General features: G+C 73.6%; 15 protein-coding genes and 2 pseudogenes. 4 read left to right on the top strand and 13 right to left on the bottom strand.

Annotated features, from left to right (window positions below; translation table 11 throughout):
• The first annotated feature begins 20 nt into the window (after positions 1-20).
• Positions 21-731 (top strand): nucleotidyltransferase family protein, encoded by a 711-nt coding sequence (locus EAO76_RS19535; protein WP_148837187.1) that lies wholly within the window; start codon positions 21-23, stop codon positions 729-731.
• Positions 732-935: 204 nt separating this feature from the next.
• Here EAO76_RS19535 and EAO76_RS19530 read toward each other — a convergent pair whose 3' ends face one another.
• The 11 genes and pseudogenes from EAO76_RS19530 to EAO76_RS19485 form a co-directional block, all read right to left on the bottom strand.
• Positions 936-2,579: a DoxX family membrane protein gene (locus tag EAO76_RS19530; protein ID WP_262375595.1), complete on the bottom strand. Its 1,644-nt coding sequence runs from the start codon at positions 2,577-2,579 to the stop codon at positions 936-938.
• Positions 2,580-2,697: 118 nt separating this feature from the next.
• Complete coding sequence (gene rlmB / locus EAO76_RS19525) at positions 2,698-3,654, bottom strand: 23S rRNA (guanosine(2251)-2'-O)-methyltransferase RlmB (protein ID WP_148837186.1); 957 nt, start codon at positions 3,652-3,654, stop codon at positions 2,698-2,700.
• Between the two features lie 83 nt (positions 3,655-3,737).
• On the bottom strand, positions 3,738-5,141 hold the full coding sequence (gene cysS / locus EAO76_RS19520; RefSeq protein WP_148837185.1) for a cysteine--tRNA ligase: 1,404 nt from the start codon (positions 5,139-5,141) through the stop codon (positions 3,738-3,740).
• Between the two features lie 92 nt (positions 5,142-5,233).
• On the bottom strand, positions 5,234-5,638 hold the full coding sequence (locus EAO76_RS47655) for a PPOX class F420-dependent oxidoreductase (RefSeq protein ID WP_376448677.1): 405 nt from the start codon (positions 5,636-5,638) through the stop codon (positions 5,234-5,236).
• Between the two features lie 6 nt (positions 5,639-5,644).
• A pseudogene (locus EAO76_RS19515) lies at positions 5,645-6,922 on the bottom strand (MFS transporter); the annotation flags it as partial.
• Positions 6,919-8,725: pseudogene (locus EAO76_RS19510) on the bottom strand (ABC transporter permease subunit). The pseudogenes EAO76_RS19515 and EAO76_RS19510, both read right to left, overlap by 4 nt.
• A gap of 4 nt (positions 8,726-8,729) precedes the next feature.
• A complete protein-coding gene (locus tag EAO76_RS19505) occupies positions 8,730-10,250 on the bottom strand; it encodes an ABC transporter substrate-binding protein (protein ID WP_148837184.1) in 1,521 nt (506 codons plus the stop codon).
• 31 nt (positions 10,251-10,281) lie between these two features.
• Complete coding sequence (locus EAO76_RS19500) at positions 10,282-10,860, bottom strand: GNAT family N-acetyltransferase (RefSeq protein WP_148837183.1); 579 nt, start codon at positions 10,858-10,860, stop codon at positions 10,282-10,284.
• 119 nt (positions 10,861-10,979) lie between these two features.
• Positions 10,980-11,525 (bottom strand): 2-C-methyl-D-erythritol 2,4-cyclodiphosphate synthase, encoded by a 546-nt coding sequence (ispF, locus tag EAO76_RS19495; protein ID WP_376042326.1) that lies wholly within the window; start codon positions 11,523-11,525, stop codon positions 10,980-10,982.
• A gap of 25 nt (positions 11,526-11,550) precedes the next feature.
• Positions 11,551-12,297: a 2-C-methyl-D-erythritol 4-phosphate cytidylyltransferase gene (ispD, locus tag EAO76_RS19490; protein ID WP_148837182.1), complete on the bottom strand. Its 747-nt coding sequence runs from the start codon at positions 12,295-12,297 to the stop codon at positions 11,551-11,553.
• Positions 12,298-12,670: 373 nt separating this feature from the next.
• The gene (locus EAO76_RS19485; RefSeq protein ID WP_006380568.1) at positions 12,671-13,153 is read right to left on the bottom strand and encodes a CarD family transcriptional regulator; all 483 of its coding nucleotides are present in this window, start codon (positions 13,151-13,153) and stop codon (positions 12,671-12,673) included.
• Between the two features lie 710 nt (positions 13,154-13,863).
• Between EAO76_RS19485 and EAO76_RS19475 the strand changes: the two genes are divergently transcribed.
• A complete protein-coding gene (locus tag EAO76_RS19475) occupies positions 13,864-14,523 on the top strand; it encodes a DUF461 domain-containing protein (protein ID WP_148837181.1) in 660 nt (219 codons plus the stop codon).
• Positions 14,524-14,647: 124 nt separating this feature from the next.
• On the opposite strand, the gene EAO76_RS19470 is transcribed toward EAO76_RS19475, so the two are convergent.
• Together EAO76_RS19470 and EAO76_RS19465 are read right to left on the bottom strand one after the other, a co-directional pair.
• Positions 14,648-15,328, bottom strand: coding sequence for a response regulator transcription factor (locus EAO76_RS19470; RefSeq protein WP_148837180.1), 681 nt, complete (start codon positions 15,326-15,328; stop codon positions 14,648-14,650).
• Complete coding sequence (locus EAO76_RS19465) at positions 15,325-16,599, bottom strand: cell wall metabolism sensor histidine kinase WalK (protein ID WP_148837179.1); 1,275 nt, start codon at positions 16,597-16,599, stop codon at positions 15,325-15,327. Before EAO76_RS19465 ends, EAO76_RS19470 begins: the two co-directional genes overlap by 4 nt.
• A gap of 199 nt (positions 16,600-16,798) precedes the next feature.
• On the opposite strand from EAO76_RS19465, the gene phoU reads away from it, so the two are divergent.
• Both phoU and EAO76_RS44665 read left to right on the top strand, forming a co-directional pair.
• Positions 16,799-17,476 carry a phosphate signaling complex protein PhoU gene (gene phoU / locus EAO76_RS19460; protein ID WP_148837178.1) on the top strand — a complete coding sequence of 226 codons (678 nt, stop codon included), beginning with the start codon at positions 16,799-16,801 and terminating at the stop codon, positions 17,474-17,476.
• Between the two features lie 222 nt (positions 17,477-17,698).
• A complete protein-coding gene (locus EAO76_RS44665) occupies positions 17,699-17,848 on the top strand; it encodes a hypothetical protein (RefSeq protein WP_187438691.1) in 150 nt (49 codons plus the stop codon).
• Positions 17,849-18,126: the final 278 nt, after the last annotated feature.

The following is an 18,126-nucleotide window of genomic DNA, read 5'->3' as shown; positions in this document are numbered from 1 at the left end:
CACCGCCTATCGTGCCTGGCATGTATACGTATCCGACGCAGGCCGTGGTCCTGGCAGGCGGCCAGGGGTCGCGGCTGCGCCCGTACACCGATGACCGCCCCAAGCCGATGGTCGAGATCCCTGGCACCGGGACTCCGATCATCGGCCATCAGCTTTCCTGGCTGGCCGCCGAGGGCGTGACCGACGCCGTCGTGTCGTGCGGTCACCTGGCCGAGGTGCTGCAGGAATGGCTGGCCTCCGCGGTGCTGCCGCTGCGCGTGACGACCGTCGTGGAGTCCGAGCCGCTGGGCCGCGGCGGCGGGCTGAAGTACGCGGCCGCCCGGCTGCCCGACCCCGAGCAGCCCTGGTACGCCACCAACGGCGACATCTGGACGCGCTTCTCCCTGCGCGAGATGGCCGCGTTCCACGCCGAACGCGATGCGACCGCCACCCTGGCCCTGGCCCGTCCCCGCATCCCCTGGGGTGCCGTGGAGACGGACGCGTTCGGGCACATCACCGACTTCATCGAGTCGCCGCCCTCGCCGTACCTGATCAACGCCGGTGTGTACGTCTTCTCCCCGGCGTTCACGAAGCTGCTGCCGGACCGGGGCGACCACGAGCGGACGACGTTCCCCGGGCTGGCCCGCGAGCGCAGGCTCGCCGGCTACCCGTTGCCGCACGGGGCGTACTGGCGGGCCATCGACACGGCGAAGGACCTGACCGAGGCGGCCAAGGAACTCGGCGCGCGGTAGGAAGCGGTACGGGCGGCAGGAGAGCCGGTACGGAGCGGCGGAAAGCCGTACGGAGCGGCGCGCGGTGACGCGCGGCGGACGGCGGGAAGCGGCACGAAGGGGCGGTCACCGGAACGAACCGGTGACCGCCCCTTCGTGCCGGGCCGGCGTGCGGGCCGCGGGCCGGGCCTCCCGCCCGGTGCCCACGGCCCCGTCGTCGGTGGCTCAGCCGAGCAGGCCGCCGATGGGGTTCTGGCCTCCGGAGGAGGACCCCCCGGTGGAGTCTCCGTCGTCCGAGCCGCCGGAGGAGCCGCCGCCCGTGCCCGTGGAGCCGGAGGACGTCGGGCCCGAGCTGCCGGCGGCCGGGGGCTGCTGCGGTGTCGTCTGCGGCGGCACCTGCTGGCTCGTGCCCTGCGTCTGGCTGGGCTGCCCCGCGCCGGCCGTCTGGCCGGACGACTCGCGGACGGTGTCCGCGGCGGGCGTGGACGCCCCTGCCGTGGGGGTGGTGGGGGCGACGCTGCGGGACGGGACGGGCCGCTCGCCGGCGGGCGGGTGCGTGGCCCGGCCGCTGCGGGACTCCTCGGGCAGCGGGGAGCCGGGCAGCCGGTTGGTCGGCTCGCCGTTCGGACCGGGCACGGTGACGACCACGGAGGAACGCACCGCGCCACCGAGCAGGGAACCCACCAGCAGGGTGAGGCCGACGACGACGGAGGCGACGACGGCGCCCCGGCGCAGCACCCGGCGGCGCAGCTCCCAGATCGCCGAGCGCGGGCCGAGCCTGCGCCACGCCTCGCCCGCGAGCCGCCCGTCGACCGAGTAGACCGGCGCGCCCGCGATGATCAGCGGGCTCCAGGCGGCGAGGTAGATGATGTCCGGCGCGTCGTAGGCGGCGACGCTGCGCCAGCTGACGGTGACCAGCAGGGCGGCGGACAGCAGCGCGCCGACCGTGGCGGAGACCCGCTGCCAGAGGCCGAGAACGGTGAGCACGCCGACGACGACCTGGAGGAAGGCGACGGTCAGTCCGGCACCGACCGGATGGGAGAGCGCGAAGTCGCGCAGCGGCTCGGCCAGCGCCCAGGGGTGCAGCGAGTTCAGCCACTTGACCATGGAGCCGCGCTCGCCGCCGTCGAAGAAGACGGGGTCGCACAGCTTGCCCATGCCGGCGTAGATGGAGATGAAGCCCAGGAAGACCCGCAGCGGCAGCAGCACGACGCCGAGGTTCATCCGGCGGCCCGGGTAGTAGGCGTGCCGGACGGATTCGCCGGGGCGCCCGTCCCGGTCCTCCGCCTTCCCGTAGCCGTCCCCGTCGTAGTCGTCCGCCGCGAAGCCGTCCGCGGCGTACGCCGGGGTTCCGTACGGCGGGCTGTCCACGGGGTCGTAGGCGCCGACCGCCCGGCGCATGGGCGGCAGCAGGGGGCCGTTGCCGTAGGGGCCCGGCTGCTGGGGCGCGGTGACGACGGGGTTGGGCTGGGTCTCCTCCAGGCAGTCGATGCCGCCGGGGGCCTGCCCGCCGCCGAACTCCGGGGCCGCGTAGGGGTCGTAGGAGTCGTACCCGGCTCCCGGGCGGCCCGCGGTGGAGTTGCGCACGGCCTGGAGGAGTCCGGTGGCGCCGGGGTCGCCGGGGGCGGACCTGCCGCTCCACACGACGGGCGCGCGCCGTCCGCGCGCCGCCCCCGCGCCCCCGCTCATGGCGGGGATCCTGGGCCCGCCGACGGGCGCCAGACCGCGCAGCCGGGCGCGCTGGCCGGGGGCGAGCTGTACCCGGAAGCTGGCGTGGTTGACGATGACCTGCGCAGGATCGCAGTCCACCTTGGTCATGCTCAGGGCCGGTGGTTCGTCGAACCGAGGCGTTCTGGTGTCCACACTCATCTAACCGAGTGATGTGTGGTTAGGACACTGCCTTGACGGGCCCGATGTGTCCGAGACCCGTCAACGGGGTCCGGCGGGGGGCTGCTCCGGTCGGCCGCCCCCCGGACGGGTGGGCCGCTCAGGCCCGGCGGCGGGCGACCTCGTACAGGACGATCCCGGCCGCCACACCGGCGTTCAGCGACTCCGCGCCGCCCGGCATCGAGATGCGGACCCGGTAGTCGCAGGTCTCGCCGACCAGGCGGCCCAGGCCCTTGCCCTCGCTGCCGATGACGATGACGACGGGACCGGCGAGCTCCTCCAGGTCCTCGACGGTGTGCTCGCCGTCGGCGGCGAGGCCGACGACCGTGAGACCGGCCTTCTGGTAGCCCTCCAGGGCCCGGGTCAGGTTCGTCACCCGGGAGACCGGCGTGCGCGCCGCCGTGCCCGCCGAGGACTTCCAGGCGCCCGCCGTCATCCCGGCCGCGCGCCGCTCGGGCACGACCACGCCGTGGCCGCCGAAGGCGGAGACGGAACGGACGATCGCGCCCAGGTTGCGCGGGTCGGTGACCCCGTCGAGGGCGACGATGAGGGGGTCCTCGCCGTTGTCGTACGCGGCGGCGGTGAGGTCCTCCGGGTGCGCGTACTCGTACGGCGGGACCTGGAGGACGAGGCCCTGGTGGTTCAGGCCGTTCGTCATCCGGTCCAGCTCGGGGCGCGGGGCCTCCATCAGGTTGACGTTGCCGCGCGCGCCGGCGAGCTGGAGCGCCTCGCGGACCCGCTCGTCGTTGTCGATGTACTGCTGGACGTACAGGGTCGTCGCCGGGACGCCGTCGCGCAGGGCCTCGTAGACCGGGTTGCGGCCGACGACCATCTCGGAGGTGCCCTTGACGCCGCCGCGGCGCGGGGCGGGGCGGCGGGCCGCGGCCTGCTTGGCCTGGGCGTTGGCGATCCGGTTCTTCTTGTGTCCCTTGCGGGCGGAGGCGGGCGGCGTCGGGCCCTTGCCCTCCAGGCCACGGCGTCGCTGCCCACCGCTGCCGACCTGCGCGCCCTTCTTGTTGGACGTCCGGCGGTTCCTGCGCTGGCTGTTCCCGGCCATGACCTACCTGTTTCGTTGCTTCTCAGACATGCGTGCGTAAGTGAAGTGTGCCGCCCGGAACGCCGGGCGGCACATGGTGGCGGCTACTGGCGCGGGCCGAGTGTCCACCGCGGCCCGGTCGGGCCGTCCTCGATGACGAGTCCGGACTGGCCCAGCTGGTCGCGGATGGCGTCGGCGGCGGGCCAGTCCTTGCGGGCGCGGGCGGCCTCGCGCTGGTCCAGGACGAGCCGTACGAGCGTGTCGACCACCCCGTGCAGGTCGTCGCCGCGGTCGCTCTCGCCCGCCCAGTGCTCGTCGAGCGGGTCGAGGCCGAGGACGCCGAGCATCGCGCGGACCTCGGCGAGCCGGGCGACGGCCGCCTCCTTGTCGTCGGCGGCCAGTGCGGAGTTGCCCTGGCGGACCGTGGTGTGGACGATCGCGAGCGCCTGCGGGACGCCCAGGTCGTCGTCCATCGCCTCGGCGAAGGCCGGCGGCACCTCGGCGGCGGGCTCGACCGTCTCGCCCGCCTTCTCGGTGACGCGCTGCACGAAGCCCTCGATCCGCGCGAACGCGGACTCGGCCTCGCGCAGGGCCTCCTCGCTGTACTCGATCATCGACCGGTAGTGCGGGGTGCCGAGGTAGTAGCGCAGCACGATCGGGCGCCACGCCTTGACCATCTCGCCGACCAGCACGGAGTTGCCCAGCGACTTCGACATCTTCTCGCCGGACATGGTGACCCAGGCGTTGTGCACCCAGTACTTCGCGAACTCGTCGCCGTACGCCTTGGCCTGGGCGATCTCGTTCTCGTGGTGCGGGAAGATCAGGTCGAGGCCGCCGCCGTGGATGTCGAAGGCGGAGCCGAGGTACTTGTGCGCCATGGCGGAGCACTCCAGGTGCCAGCCGGGGCGGCCGCGGCCCCACGGGGTCTCCCAGCTGGGCTCGCCCGGCTTGGCCGCCTTCCACATGGCGAAGTCGCGCTGGTCGCGCTTGCCGGTCTCGCCCTCGCCGGACGGCTGGCGCAGGTCGTCCAGGTCCTGGTTGGACAGCTCCAGGTAGCCGGGGAAGGAGCGCACGTCGAAGTAGACGTTGCCGTCGGCCTCGTAGGCGTGACCGCGCTCGATCAGACCCCGCATCATCTCGATCATCTCGGGGACGTGGCCGGTCGCACGCGGTTCGTAGGTGGGCGGGAGGCAGCCGAGCGCGTCGTAGCCCGCGTTGAACGCCCGCTCGTTCTCGTACCCGATCGACCACCACGGGCGGCCCTGCTCGGCGGACTTCGTGATGATCTTGTCGTCGATGTCGGTGACGTTCCGGATGAACGTGACGTCGTAGCCGCGGTACTCGAACCAGCGGCGCATGATGTCGAAGTTCAGCCCGGACCGGATGTGCCCGATGTGCGGGGCGGCCTGGACGGTCGCGCCACAGAGGTAGATCGAGACACAGCCCGCCGTGAGCGGGACGAAATCACGGGTCTGCCGGGCGCTGGTGTCGTACAGGCGAATAGTCACGCCTCAAGGGTAGTGGGCGCGCACCAGTGCCCCGCGACCCCTTGGGGATCGCGGGGAAAAAGTTTCTCGGGGCGGTGCTCCCGGCGGTGCGCTCAGAGGTGTCCGACGACCTTCCGCGGGGTGATCCGGACGACCACCCGCTGGGCGTCGTCGGCGGACGAGGGGTTGAAGTCCGCGTAGTCCTTGCCGGTGTACTTCCGGGACAGTTCGTCGATGAGCTCCGGGCCGCCCTCGGTGGTCAGGTCGGCGGTGCCGCGGATCTCGGCGTACGTGTACGGGGCGTCGAAGGGCTGCACGACGACGGTGACCCGCGGGTCGCGGCGCAGGTTCTTCTCCTTGCGGCGGCCGACCGTCGTCGAGATGAGCACGTCGTCGCCGTCGCGCTTGACCCAGACCGGGGAGACCTGGGGGCTGCCGTCGGGCTGGATGGTGGCGACGGTGACGAAGACCGGGCTGTCGAGAAGCGCCTTGAGGTTGTCGGAGAGTGCGGCGGTCATGGCGTACGTCCTCCAGGGGATCGGTGGTGCTCCTACCCGTACCCCAACCCCGGCTCGGTCCCTCCGCTTCCCGGTCCTGCCCACCGGAAGGGTCAACGCCAGCACGGCACCCGCCAGCGGAACGGCGGCCAGCACCGCCCACCGGACCGGTCCCGGCGTCTGGAGCAGCGCCCCGGTGGCGGCGCTGCCGCCGAGCACGGCGAGCCCGGACACGGAGGAGAGCGCCCCGGTGGCGAGGCCGAGCCGCCGGTCGTCGACGAGGTCCGGCACCAGGCCCCGCGCGGCCGGGACCAGCAGCATCTGGCCGAGGGTGAGCAGTACGACGAGCACGGCGCCGGGCAGCAGTCCGGCGGGGCCGCCGGGGGTGAGCGGCACGGCGGCGAACCCGGCGGCGACGGTCCCCAGCCCGGTGACGAGCGCGGTGCGCGGGGCGAGGCGGTGGGCGGACCAGCGGGTCAGCGGCAGCTGGGCCACGACCACCAGGAGCGAGGAGAGCGCGAAGAGCCAGCCGAGCGCGGCCTGCCCGCCGGTGGCCCGTTCCACCTCGGCGGGGAGCGCCAGGTAGAGCTGGTTGTACGCGATCAGATAGCCGCTGTACGCGAGGCAGAGCACGAGGAAGGGGCGGTTGCCGAAGACCTCGCGCAGGGCGCCGCGGGGCGGTGCCGGGCGGGCCCCGGGGGCACGGCGCGGCATCAGCCGGGCGTGTCCGGCGAGGACTCCGACGAAGACCAGCGCACCGGCGAGGCAGGCGGCCCGGAAACCGGCGCCGAGCAGCAGGAGCAGCGAGCCGAGCAGCGGCCCGAGGAAGGCACCGGCCTGTCCGGCGGCGGAGAACAGGGCGAGCACCCGGGCGCGCGGGGTGCCCGTCTCCCGCTCGTGCCGGACGGCCTCCCGGGCGGTCTCGGACTCCACGGCGGGCGAGAACAGCGCGGCGGCGAAGCCGATGAGGACCACCGCCGCGACGACGCCCGCGGTGGAGTCGGCGAGGGCGAGCCGGCCGAAGCCCGCGATGCGCAGGGCGCAGCCGGCCAGGACGACGGGGCGGGGCCCGTACCGGTCGGTGAGGGCGCCGCCCACGACGAAGAGGCCCTGCTGGCTGAAGGTGCGCAGGCCCAGGACCAGCCCGACGAGCCAGCCGGCCATGCCGAGGCCGGTGCCGAGGTGGGTGGCGAGGTAGGGCAGCACGGCGTAGAAGCCGATGTTGAAGGCGAACTGGGTGGCGGTGAGGAGGCGGAGGTAGGGGGTGGTGCGCGCGGCCGTGCGGAGAGCGGTCCCGGCGGTCACGGGGCCGCTTTCCGGTCGTGGGCGGCCCGCCCCCGGAGCGCCGCCGTCGTGAGGACGGCCAGCGCGCCCAGGGCGGCCAGCGCGGCGGCGGGGGCGAGCACGGACCAGGGGGCCCGTTCCGCGTACGGCATGTTCTCCGACAGCATCCGGCCCCACTCGGGCGCCGGGGCCGGGGTGCCGAGGCCGAGGAAGCCGAGGGAGGCGAGGGCCAGCGCGACGGCCGGCACCCGCAGCACCGCGTGGCGCAGGACCGGGGGCAGGACGGCGGGCAGCAGGTGGCGCCGCGCCAGGTGCCACCGTCCGGCGCCCAGGGCGCGGGCCGCCGCGAGGTGCGGGGCGGCCCGCTCCTGCGCGTACAGGGCCGAGGTGTGCGCGGCGAGCGGCGCCCAGGCGACGGCGGTGACCGCCGCGGCGGCGCCCCAGGGCCCGGGGCCCGCGATGCCGGCGACGATCAGGCCGGCGAGGATCGCGGGCAGCGCGTTGGCGGTCTCGGTGAGCGGGCCGGCCCGCAGCGCGCCCAGCACCAGGCCCAGCAGGAGGGTGACGGCGCAGACGGCGACCGCGGTGAGGACGGTGCGGGCCGCACCGTGGCCGAGGCGGGCCAGCACGTCGCGGCCGAGGGAGTCGGTGCCGAAGGGGTGGGCGGCGGACGGCCCCGCGAGCCGGAGCGCGGCGTCGACCCGGTCCGGGTCGCGCAGCAGCCCGGCCGCGGTCACGGCGGCGAAGAGCAGGGCGAGCACCACCGCACCGGCGACGAGCGGGCGCCGGTGCGGTGGTGCTCGCCCTGCTCGGGCCCTGCTCGGCCGGCTGCTGGACGACGCGCTGCCCGCCGCGTTCGCGGAACCGTGGGCGCGGGCCGCCACCGCGGGCGGGCWGCGCCCCGTCGCGCAGGGCGGGCCCGAGCAGGGCGCGGGCCGCGAGCCGGGTCGCGAGCCCGGCGGCGACGCCCAGCAGCAGGAGGAACAGGACGCAGGCCTGGAGGACCGGGAGGTCCTGGGCGAGGGCCGCGGCCAGCGCCGTGCCGCCCAGGCCCGGCACGGCGTACAGCGTCTCGACGGCGACGGCGCCGCCCGTGAGGCCGACGACGACCAGGCCGAGCTGCGGCAGCAGTCCGGGCAGGGTGCGGCGCAGGGCGTGCCCCGCGACGCGCCGGCCGGGCAGCCCGCCCGCGGTGGCGGCCCGCGCCCACGGTTCCGCGAACGCGGCGGGCAGCGCGTCGTCCAGCAGCCGGCCGAGCAGGGCCCCGGCCGGGACGCCCATCGCGAGCGCGGGCAGCACGATCTGCTCGGGCGTGCCCCAGCCGAGCGCGGGCAGCCAGCCGAGCCGCACGGCGACGACGGCGGCCAGGACGGCGGCGAGCAGGAACTCCGGCAGCGCGGCGAGGACGGCCGCGACCGCCCCGGCCCGCGCGGCGGTGATCCGGCGCCGCGCCCCGCGCCGCAGCGTGCCCGCGACGAGGGCGCCCGCCAGCAGCACGGTGACCGCGAGCGAGGCCCCCATCAGCGTGAGGGAGACACCGAGCGCGGAGGTCACGTCGGGGGCGACGGGCTGTCCGGAGACCCAGGAGGTGCCGAGGTCGCCGCGGAGCAGCCCGCCCAGCCAGCCGCCGAGCACGGACAGCGGTCCGCCGTCGAGTCCGGTCCCGGCGCGGATCGCGTCGAGGGTCTCGGGAGTGGGCGGCCGGTCGGCGTACCGGGCGTGCAGGATCGTGAGCGCCGGGTCGGTGCGGGTCAGCCGGGGCAGCAGTCCGACGACGGCGACGACCGCGAGGAGGGTGCCGAGCCGCCCCGCCAGGTACCTCACCCGGTCACCCGACGCGGGTGTCGGCGGTGATCAGGGTGCGTTCCATCGGGTCGAGCGAGACGCCGCGGACGCGGCCGTCGTCGTAGCCCTGGACGAAGCGTTCGTGGAGCAGCGGTACGAGGGCGTCGGTGCCGAGGACGCGGGCCTCGGCGGCCATCTCGGCGCGGTGGCGGGCGTCGGTCGCGGCGAGGCCGGCGGCCTCGTCCACAGCGGCGTCGACGCGTTCGTCGCAGAGCTGGGAGATGTTGAAGCTGCCGTCGCAGGTGAAGTCGGAGGCGAGGTAGGAGGCGGGGTCGGCGGTGTCCAGGAGGGTGTTGCGGGCCTGGATGAACGCGTCGTACCGGCCGGCCAGCGCGTCGGCCTCCAGCTGGGCGTAGTCGCGGACGACCTGCTTGACGGTGAAGCCGCGGGCGGTGAGCTGCTGTTGGACGACGGTGGCGACCTCGGGCAGTTCGGGCCGGTTGGTGTAGGTGGCCAGGACGATCTGCTCCGTCTTCGCCACCTGCTCCTCGCCCGCGGCCTCCGCCCGGTCCGTGGGGGCGGTGCGGGCGGCGGCGGCCCAGGGCACGCCGGGGCCGAGGAGGCCCTGCGCGGTGTCGGCGCGGCCTTCGTAGACGCCCTTGACGAGGGCCGCCGAGTCGATGGCCTCGCGGGCGGCGGCGCGCATCGCCGGGTCGGCGAAGACCCCGCGCCCGGTGTTGAGGGAGAGGCCGTTGGTGCGGGCGGAGGGGAATTCGTGGACCAGCCCGTCGCCGAGGAGGGATGCCTGCGAGATGGGCACGTACTCGGCGACGTCGACGGATCCGGTGCGCAGGGCGTTGGCGCGCGCGGTGCCGTCGGCGACGAACTTCACGTCGACGCCGGGGGCCTGGGCCTTCTTGCCCCAGTAGGTGTCGTTGCGCCGGAGCGTCGCGCCGACGGCGCCGTCGACCTTCGTCAGGGTGAAGGGTCCGGTGGCGTGCCCGGCGGGGTTCACCCCGCCGCCCTCGTACGCGGCCTCGGACAGGACGGCGAGCGAGGGGTTGGCGAGGCGCTGGGGCAGCAGCGGGTCGGGGGTCTTCGTGGATATCCGTACGGTCCTCGCGTCCGGGGTGGTGACGAGGAGGCGGGTGTCGCTGAGGACGCGGGGCCTGGGGGACGCCTCGTCGGCGGCGCGCAGCGAGCGGGCGGCGGCGGGCGCCTCCAGCTTCTGGCCGTCCTGGAAGACGGCGTCGCGCAGCGTGAAGCTCCAGGTGCGGTCGTTGTCGCGCTTCCAGGAGGTGGCGAGCGCGGGCTTCGCGTCGCCGTTCCGGTCGAGGGCGGTGAGGCCCTCGACCACGGCGAGACGGCTGAGGGTGACCGCGTCGTCGCCGTAGGGGGACATGGCCTGGGCGGGCGGGAAGGCCATGGCGACCCGGAGCCGCTGCCCGTCCGCGGATCCGCCGGAGCCGTCCGACGAGGAGCAGGCGGTGGCGAGCGGTACGAGGAGGGCGGCCGCGGCGAGGGCCTGCGGCAGCGCGGGGCGACGGCGTCGGGACGTGGGCATGGCAGCGACCTTATATGAAAATGATTGTCATCTAGCGGGCGGGGGTGGCCGGCACCGGCAGCTCGAAGTGGACGATGCCCTGGCCGCCGCCCGGCAGCGCGCGCTCGTCGCACACCTCCCGCGCCAGCGACCGCCAGAACGGCTCGGCGCCCGGCACGGCCGGATCGGTGTGCAGGTAGATCGCCCCGTACCCGCCGGCCCGCGCGACGAAGTCGCACAGCTCGCGCACCAGCCGCCGGGCCAGACCGTTCCTGCGGTGGTCGGGCGCGACGTAGATCCGGCAGAGCTGGGCGGTGGTCCCGGACGGGAAGCGGTCCGCGACCCACCGCGGGTTGGGCGGCGCCTGCGGCCCGCGGTCGCGCACCGCGCCGGTGGCGACGATCTCGCCCCCGTGCTCGACGACGAGCAGGGTGCAGCGCTCCGGGCGCAGATAGGCGGCCCCGGGGTCGATGATGTCGGCGTGCCAGCGCGGCACGTAGCCGGACTTGAGGTCGCGGTAGACGGTGTCGAGCATCACGGCCCGCGCCCCGCCGAGGTCCGCGTCGGTGGCGGTGCGCAGTACGTATCCGTCGGCCCCGGCCCGTGCCGGAACCACCGTCGTCGCGCTCATCCGCGAGCCACCGCCCTCACCCTCCGCACACCCTGCCGCTTGCCTCACCAGCGTACGTGCAAGGCATACGCAACAAGGCGGTGGCCCCGGAGTCCCGGCAGGTCAGGACCGTACGGACGTCAGCCCGTGCGGTACACCAGCGCGGTCGCGATCCCGGCGAGGCCCTCGCCCCGTCCGGTGAAGCCGAGCCCGTCGGAGGTGGCCGCGGAGAGCGAGACGGGCGCCCCCACGGCGGCCGACAGCACCTTCTGCGCCTCCTCGCGCCGCTTGCCGATCTTCGGCCGTACGCCGACGACCTGGACGGCGACGTTGCCGATCCCGAAGCCCTCGGCCCGCACGATCCGCGCCGCCTCGGCCAGCAGGGTCACCCCGGCGGCGCCGGACCACTCGGGCCGCCCGGTGCCGAAGTGCTGCCCGAGGTCGCCGAGCCCGGCGGCCGAGAAGAGCGCGTTGCACGCGGCGTGCGCGACGACGTCGGCGTCCGAGTGCCCGGCGAGGCCCGGGCCCTCGCCCTCCCAGAGCAGCCCCGCGCACCACAGCTCGCGGCCCTCCTCGAAGGCGTGGATGTCGGTGCCGATCCCGACCTGCGGAATCACCGGGACGGCCCGTTCCGCGGAAGCCGCCCCCTCGGGAGCCGCCGCCCCGGAAGCCGCTGCGGGAACCATCGTTTCTTCGCGGGCCGCCGTTTCCTCAGAAGCCATCGTTCGCCCTCCTGCGCGCGAGTACCGCCTCGGCCAGCACCAGGTCCAGCGGCCGGGTCACCTTGAACGCCTCCTCGTGCCCGGGGACCACCACGACGGGCGCCCCGAGCCGTTCCACCATGCCCGCGTCGTCCGTGGCGCCCTCGCCGTCCACGGCGACGGCGGCGTGCGCGCGCATCAGCGTCTCCCGGTCGAAGCCCTGCGGGGTCTGCACGGCGCGCAGCCTGGCCCGCACGGGCGTGCCGAGCACCGGCTCCGCCTCCCCCGGCGCACCGGGCTCGACCTCCTTGACGGTGTCGGCGAGCGGCAGCGCGGGAACGACGGCGGGCGCCCCCTCGCGCACCGCCTCGATCACCGCGTCCACCGTGTCGACGGGCACCAGCGGGCGCGCCGCGTCGTGGACGAGGACGGCGGAGACGTCCTCGGGCAGGGCCTCGATGCCGAGGCGCACGGACTCCTGCCGGGTGCCGCCGCCGGGCACCACGAGGTAGTCGGTGCGCTCGGGCAGGGCGTGCTCGTCGAGCAGGTTCTTGACCTCGCCGGCACCGTCCGGCGGGGCCACGACGACGACCAGGGAGACGGAGCGGGAGGCCGCCATGGCCCGTACCGCGTGGATGAGCATGGGCGTCCCGCCCAGCGCGCGGAGCGCCTTGGGGGCGCCGGGGCCGAGCCGCACGCCGCGACCGGCCGCGGGAATCACCGCTGCGGTGCGGTACGGACGCGATTGATCAGACATCGGTTGCACTCCGGAGCTTCGGCATGTTTGTTTCCACGGTCGACGTGGGTATGGCCACAAGCGAGCCGGGCGCCACGCCCCGATTCGACCGGGCCCTTTCCGTGACACCCGATCGAAATCGGACGAACCGCACCGGCCGCTCGGGATCGGCTGCACCGGCCGTATCGGTTGTACAAGATCACGAGCAACGTATCGGGGGCATCACCGATGAAGCCAACGCATCGGTGAATCGAAACGCAATCCGGACGGGCGGCGTTCCGAATCCGGACATGCCGCACCGGGTCCGGACATGCCGCAATGCCCGGCGACATACCGTGAATTCGGTCGTCAGCGGGCACTGCGGCACATTTATTGCAACCGGTGCGAAACCGGGTCAGGACGCGAGGACCTCGTCGAGCAGAGCCTCGGCCTTGTCCTCGTTGGTGTTCTCCGCGAGAGCGAGCTCGCTCACCAGGATCTGGCGAGCCTTGGCGAGCATGCGCTTCTCACCCGCGGACAGTCCGCGCTCGCGCTCACGACGCCACAGGTCGCGCACCACCTCGGCGACCTTGATGACATCGCCGGAGGCGAGCTTCTCGAGATTTGCCTTGTAGCGCCGGGACCAGTTCGTCGGCTCCTCGGCATACGGTGCGCGAAGCACCTCGAAGACCCGGTCCAGCCCTTCCTGCCCGACCACGTCGCGCACGCCCACGAACTCCGCATTGTCCGCCGGCACGCGAACCGTCAAGTCGCCCTGGGCGACCTTGAGCACCAAGTAGGTCTTGTCCACGCCTTTGATCTGGCGAGTTTCGATAGCCTCGATCAGCGCGGCCCCGTGATGGGGATAGACCACGGTGTCGCCAACCTTGAACGTCATGTGACAGGTACCCCTTCCGTGGCTATCAAGAGTAACACGAGAACTGCTTCTCCTGAATGGCGTTTTCGCAGGTCAGGGCATATCTCGGGGCTTGACAACAGCGACGCGCACGTGCTGCGGAAGGTTCCCGGAAGGCGGTATTCGCAGGTCGGAGCGGTTGTGCGGGCGGGGCGAAACGCGCACGTCACGCGCACCGGAACCGGCTCCCGAAGGGGTCTAACATCCCGTTTTGTCGGATTCCTGACACCGGAGTTTCCCCACTCCGTTCGGAGATCGATCACCCGTACGGATGTAACTGACGCCGGTCAATGGAATTGATCAACAACCCGATGCGAGCGCTTATGCGCACGGAATGCGCCACGCTCCATGAATTGATCACCGGCAATATGTGAACGGCGTGTGTCGACCTGTTTCGGACCGCGCGGACCTGCAAACCTTTGCCGGACACGGACCCCGGAGGGGCGGGGATCGCGGAAGTTACCGGTAAGTCGGGAAGTCCGCGAACCGTTGTTCCCGATCCCGCCGGACCCCACCGGCATCCCGTCCGGCCCGACCGCACCCGGGCCGTACCGCACGCCCCCGGCACGGGGTCGGGTGCGGGGCGGCGGGGGCGGCTCGGTAGCCTAAGGCCGCTGACACACCCTTAGGGCGGCTTTACGTCGCCCGCCCCACCGTCCGCAGTCCGAACCGTTCAAGGAGTTGCCGCCGCCGTGAGCCGCAGCCTTCGACACGGCGCCCTCGCCGCCACAGCCATCGCGTTCTCGATCGCCTCGCTCGCCGCGTGCGGTGCGGGCAACGACGCAGCGACGCTGCAGATCAAGCCGGACAATGCCGCCACCACCATCGGCGACATCAGCGTCCAGAACGCGAGCGTCGTCACCCAGCCCGAGCTCACCGCCGAGGGCCCGGCCGTTGTCACCGCGACGGTGTTCAACAACGGCACGAAGCCGCAGACCCTGGAGACCATCACGCTGCCGGGTTCGAGCACCCCGGTGAAGCTGACCCCCGCCGAGGGCACCGGACCGATCGTGATCCAGGCCGGCGACAAGGTGGTCCTGGGCGGTACGGGCAACGCCTCCGCCGTGATCGAGAACGGCCTGGAGGCCGCCAAGGCCGGCGACGTGCAGCGCGTCGTCTTCAAGTTCAGCTCGACCGGCGAGGTCCCGCTCGGCGCGTTCGTGGTCCCGGCGAAGAGCTTCTTCGAGGGCTACGGCCCGAGCGCGCTGCCCACGCCGCCGGCCGACACGGCCGGCCCGTCCGGGAAGCCCACCGGCACCCCCGCCGGTTCGGAGGCGGAGAACGGCGAGGACGGCAAGGGCGGCGAGACCACCCCGACCGACGCCTCGTCCGCCTCGGCCGAGGGCCACTGACCCACCGGGCCACCGCCGCCGCCCCACCGCGCGGATGGCGGCGGGGCGGCCCGGGTACGCGAACGGCGGAGGGCGCCCCCCATCCATCCCGGGGGCGCCCTCCGCCGTTCGCGTACCGGCCGGCCTACGGCTCGAACTTGTACCCCAGGCCCCGCACCGTCACCAGGAAGCGCGGCGCGCCCGGGTCGGGCTCGATCTTGGCGCGCAGCCGCTTGACGTGGACGTCGAGGGTCTTGGTGTCGCCCACGTAGTCCGCGCCCCAGACCCGGTCGATGAGCTGCATGCGGGTCAGGACCCGGCCCGCGTTGCGCAGCAGCATCTCCAGCAGGTCGAACTCCTTGAGCGGCAGGTCGACCTTGCCGCCGGCGACGGTGACGACGTGGCGGTCCACGTCCATCCGCACCGGGCCCGCCTCCAGGGCGGCCGGGGCGACCTCCTCCGGCTCCCCGCGGCGGCGCAGCACCGCGCGGATGCGGGCGACCAGCTCCCGCGAGGAGAACGGCTTGGTGACGTAGTCGTCGGCTCCTATTTCCAGGCCGACGACCTTGTCGATCTCGCTGTCCTTCGCCGTGACCATGATCACGGGGACGTTGGACCTGCTGCGCAGCTGACGGCAGACCTCCGTGCCGGGCAGACCCGGCAGCATCAGGTCGAGCAGCACGAGGTCGGCGCCGTTGCGCTCGAACTCGTCAAGCCCGTCCGGGCCCGTGGCCGCGATCGCGACCTCGAAACCCTCCTTGCGGAGCATGTAGGACAGGGCGTCGCTGAAGGATTCCTCATCCTCGACGACGAGCACTCGGGTCACGGAAGGACCTCCGGGGCAGGGAACGGTTCAAGGGTGTCGGGGTGGGCGGGTCCGTAGGGGCCCTCGTCGTCGTTGACGATGAGCGGTCCGCCCGAGCTGCGGTCCCGCTCCCGCACGGAGCCCGCTTCGGGCAGCCGCAGGGTGAAGGTGGAGCCCTGGCCCTCCGAGCTCCAGACCGTGACCTCCCCGCCGTGCGAGGCGGCCACGTGCTTCACGATGGCGAGGCCGAGGCCGGTGCCACCGGTGGCCCGTGAGCGGGCCGGGTCGACGCGGTAGAAGCGTTCGAAGACCCGCTCGCGGTCCTTCTCCGAGATGCCGATGCCCTGGTCGGTCACGGCTATCTCGATCTGGTCCCCGCCGGGCACGGACAGTCGCCTGGCGGCGATGCCCACTCGGGTACGGGCGGGGCTGTAGTTGACGGCGTTCTCGACGAGGTTGCCGAGTGCCGCGGCGAGCTGGCCGCGGTTGCCCCAGATGCGGAGCTCCGCGGTGCCGCCGGCCGCCATGGTGATCTGTTTCGACCCGGCCTGCTGGCGGCAGCGGTCGATGGCCTCGGCCACCAGCTCGTCCACCCGGACCGGTTCGGCGTCCTCCAGCGGGTCGTCGTTCTGCACCCGCGAGAGGTCGATGATCTCCTGTACGAGGTTGGTCAGCCGGGTCGCCTCGATCTGCATCCGGCCCGCGAACCGCTCCACGGCCTCGGGGTCGTCGGAGGCGTCCAGCACGGCCTCGGAGAGCAGCGAGAGCGCGCCGACCGGCGTCTTGAGCTCATGGCTGACGTTGGCGACGAAGTCCCGCCGCACCGCTTCTATCCGGCGGGCCTCGGTGAGGTCCTCGACCAGCAGGAGCACCAGCCGGGAGCCGAGCGGGGCGACCCGGGCGGAGACCGCGAGGGCCTCGCCGCGGCCCGTGCCGCGCCGGGGGAGGTCCAGTTCGACCTGCCGTATCTCACCGTCGCGGCGGGTGTCCCTGGCCATGTTGAGCATCGCGTCGACGGCCAGCCGGCCGCCCCGGACCAGGCCCAGCGCGTACGCGGCCGAGCTGGCCTTGACGACGCTGTCGCTCTCGTCGAGCACGACCGCCGAGGAGCTGAGCACGGAAAGGACCGTGTCCACCCCGGGCGGCAGGGGTGCGTTGCTGTCCGGCCGCATGGAGGTGCGCGTGGGCTTCTTCTGGTCGCGCTCGCTCCAGCGGAACGCCAGCATGGCGACCACGCCGGTACACGCACCGCCGATCGCCGCAGCTGCGGCGACTGCCGCGTTCACGTCCATACGTCAAGGTTATGCAGGTCCGGGAGGACTATCCCAGCCATCCGGGTGTCTGTCCGAACACTCGTCTCCCAGAGTTCACCGAGGAGCAAGGGTTGGTTCACTTGGGCGGCCGGAAGCCGACGCGTACGCCGATCAGGGTGGCAGCGTGGGGTTCATACCTGGCCCCGGCCTTACGAATGAGGACTGGAGAGGGACTTCCATGCGTGACGCGTACCACGAGGAACTCGACTCGATCGGCGAGGGGCTGGTCGAGATGGCCCGGCTCGTCGGGTCGGCGATCGGCCGGGCGACGACGTCCATGCTCGATGCCGATCTGAAGCTCGCGGAGAGCGTGATCGCCGCGGACCAGAAGGTCGACGACCTCCAGCACGACCTGGAGGCGCGGGCCATCGCCCTGCTCGCCCGCCAGCAGCCCGTGGCGACGGACCTGCGGATCGTGGTCACCTCGCTGCGGATGAGCGCCGACCTGGAGCGCTCGGGCGACCTCGCCCAGCACGTCGCCAAGCTGGCCCGGCTGCGGTTCCCGGAGTCGGCGGTGCCGAACGACCTGCACGCCACCATCCTGGAGATGGGGCAGCTGGCGCAGCGCCTGATGGCCAAGGCCGCCGAGGTGATCATCACCAAGGACGTCGACCTGGCGCTCCAGCTGGAGCAGGACGACGACGAGATGGACCTGCTGCACCGCACGTTGTTCCAGCACCTGATGGACGACCGCTGGAAGCACGGCATCGAGACGGCCGTGGACGTGACGCTGCTCGGCCGGTACTACGAGCGCTTCGCCGACCACGCGGTGTCGGTCGCCAAGCGCGTCGTCTACCTGGTGACGGGCGAGCACGCCGACGAGATCCAGCAGCCGACCCCGGTGGAGGGCGCCTGATCCCGGTGGAGGGCGCCCGGCTCCGGCCCTCCACCGGCCGCGGGCGCGCGGGGGTGCGCGAAGGCGCATCCGGTCGCACACATGTCTCTGCGTACGTGCGCCGTTGATGCGCCCGCCCGGGTGGGCATGCAATGGGGTGGGGCGGCACGTCTTGTCCGTACGCCCCGGTCGTACGCGCTCGGTCGAGGCGTACGGCCCTGTCGTACGTCCTGAGGAGGAACCATGGCCGATTCCCCCACGACCGACCCCCGGCAGGAGGCCCCCGCCGACGCGGTGCACCTGCCCCTGCTCGGCGCCTGCGGCTGCGGCTCCGGCTGCGGCTGCGGCTGCCAGTCCGGGGCCCCGTGCCAGTGCGGTGGCTGCTGCGGCTGACCCGCCGCCCCGCCGTCGCGGAGCGGCAAGGGCGCCCCGCGCGGAACGGATCGTTTCCGCGCGGGGCGCCGTCGTGCGTGCGCGGGTGCATGCGGACGAGTGCTCAGGCCGTCCGCTCGACGGCCGGTCCGGTGGCGGGAGCGGCATCGGCCCCCGCACCGGTCCCGGAGGCTGTTGCCGTGGGCGGCGACCAGGACCGTGCGGCCGGCGAGCAGGTCCGGGACGATGCCGTCGTACCAGTACGGCAGCATGCGGACGACGACGTCCTTGAGGCACTC

The sequence above is a fragment of the Streptomyces sp. sk2.1 genome (genome assembly GCF_008120935.1).
In the GTDB taxonomy this organism is placed as follows: Bacteria; Actinomycetota; Actinomycetes; order Streptomycetales; family Streptomycetaceae; genus Streptomyces.
The sequence above is the reverse complement of the archived record's forward strand: the minus strand, read 5'-3'. Positions and strand labels throughout refer to the sequence as shown.

What these genes read in the sequence shown, in the direction of transcription:
- EAO76_RS19485 (WP_006380568.1), bottom strand. Translation starts at nt 13,153, where the DNA reads ATGACGTTCAAGGTTGGCGACACCGTGGTCTATCCCCATCACGGGGCC.
- EAO76_RS19500 (WP_148837183.1), bottom strand. Translation starts at nt 10,860, where the DNA reads ATGAGCGCGACGACGGTGGTTCCGGCACGGGCCGGGGCCGACGGATAC.
- ispF (WP_376042326.1), bottom strand. Translation starts at nt 11,525, where the DNA reads ATGGTTCCCGCAGCGGCTTCCGGGGCGGCGGCTCCCGAGGGGGCGGCT.
- EAO76_RS19535 (WP_148837187.1), top strand. Translation starts at nt 21, where the DNA reads ATGTATACGTATCCGACGCAGGCCGTGGTCCTGGCAGGCGGCCAGGGG.
- rlmB (WP_148837186.1), bottom strand. Translation starts at nt 3,654, where the DNA reads ATGGCCGGGAACAGCCAGCGCAGGAACCGCCGGACGTCCAACAAGAAG.
- ispD (WP_148837182.1), bottom strand. Translation starts at nt 12,297, where the DNA reads ATGTCTGATCAATCGCGTCCGTACCGCACCGCAGCGGTGATTCCCGCG.
- EAO76_RS44665 (WP_187438691.1), top strand. Translation starts at nt 17,699, where the DNA reads ATGGCCGATTCCCCCACGACCGACCCCCGGCAGGAGGCCCCCGCCGAC.
- EAO76_RS19505 (WP_148837184.1), bottom strand. Translation starts at nt 10,250, where the DNA reads ATGCCCACGTCCCGACGCCGTCGCCCCGCGCTGCCGCAGGCCCTCGCC.
- EAO76_RS19465 (WP_148837179.1), bottom strand. Translation starts at nt 16,599, where the DNA reads ATGGACGTGAACGCGGCAGTCGCCGCAGCTGCGGCGATCGGCGGTGCG.
- EAO76_RS19530 (WP_262375595.1), bottom strand. Translation starts at nt 2,579, where the DNA reads ATGAGTGTGGACACCAGAACGCCTCGGTTCGACGAACCACCGGCCCTG.
- EAO76_RS47655 (WP_376448677.1), bottom strand. Translation starts at nt 5,638, where the DNA reads ATGACCGCCGCACTCTCCGACAACCTCAAGGCGCTTCTCGACAGCCCG.
- phoU (WP_148837178.1), top strand. Translation starts at nt 16,799, where the DNA reads ATGCGTGACGCGTACCACGAGGAACTCGACTCGATCGGCGAGGGGCTG.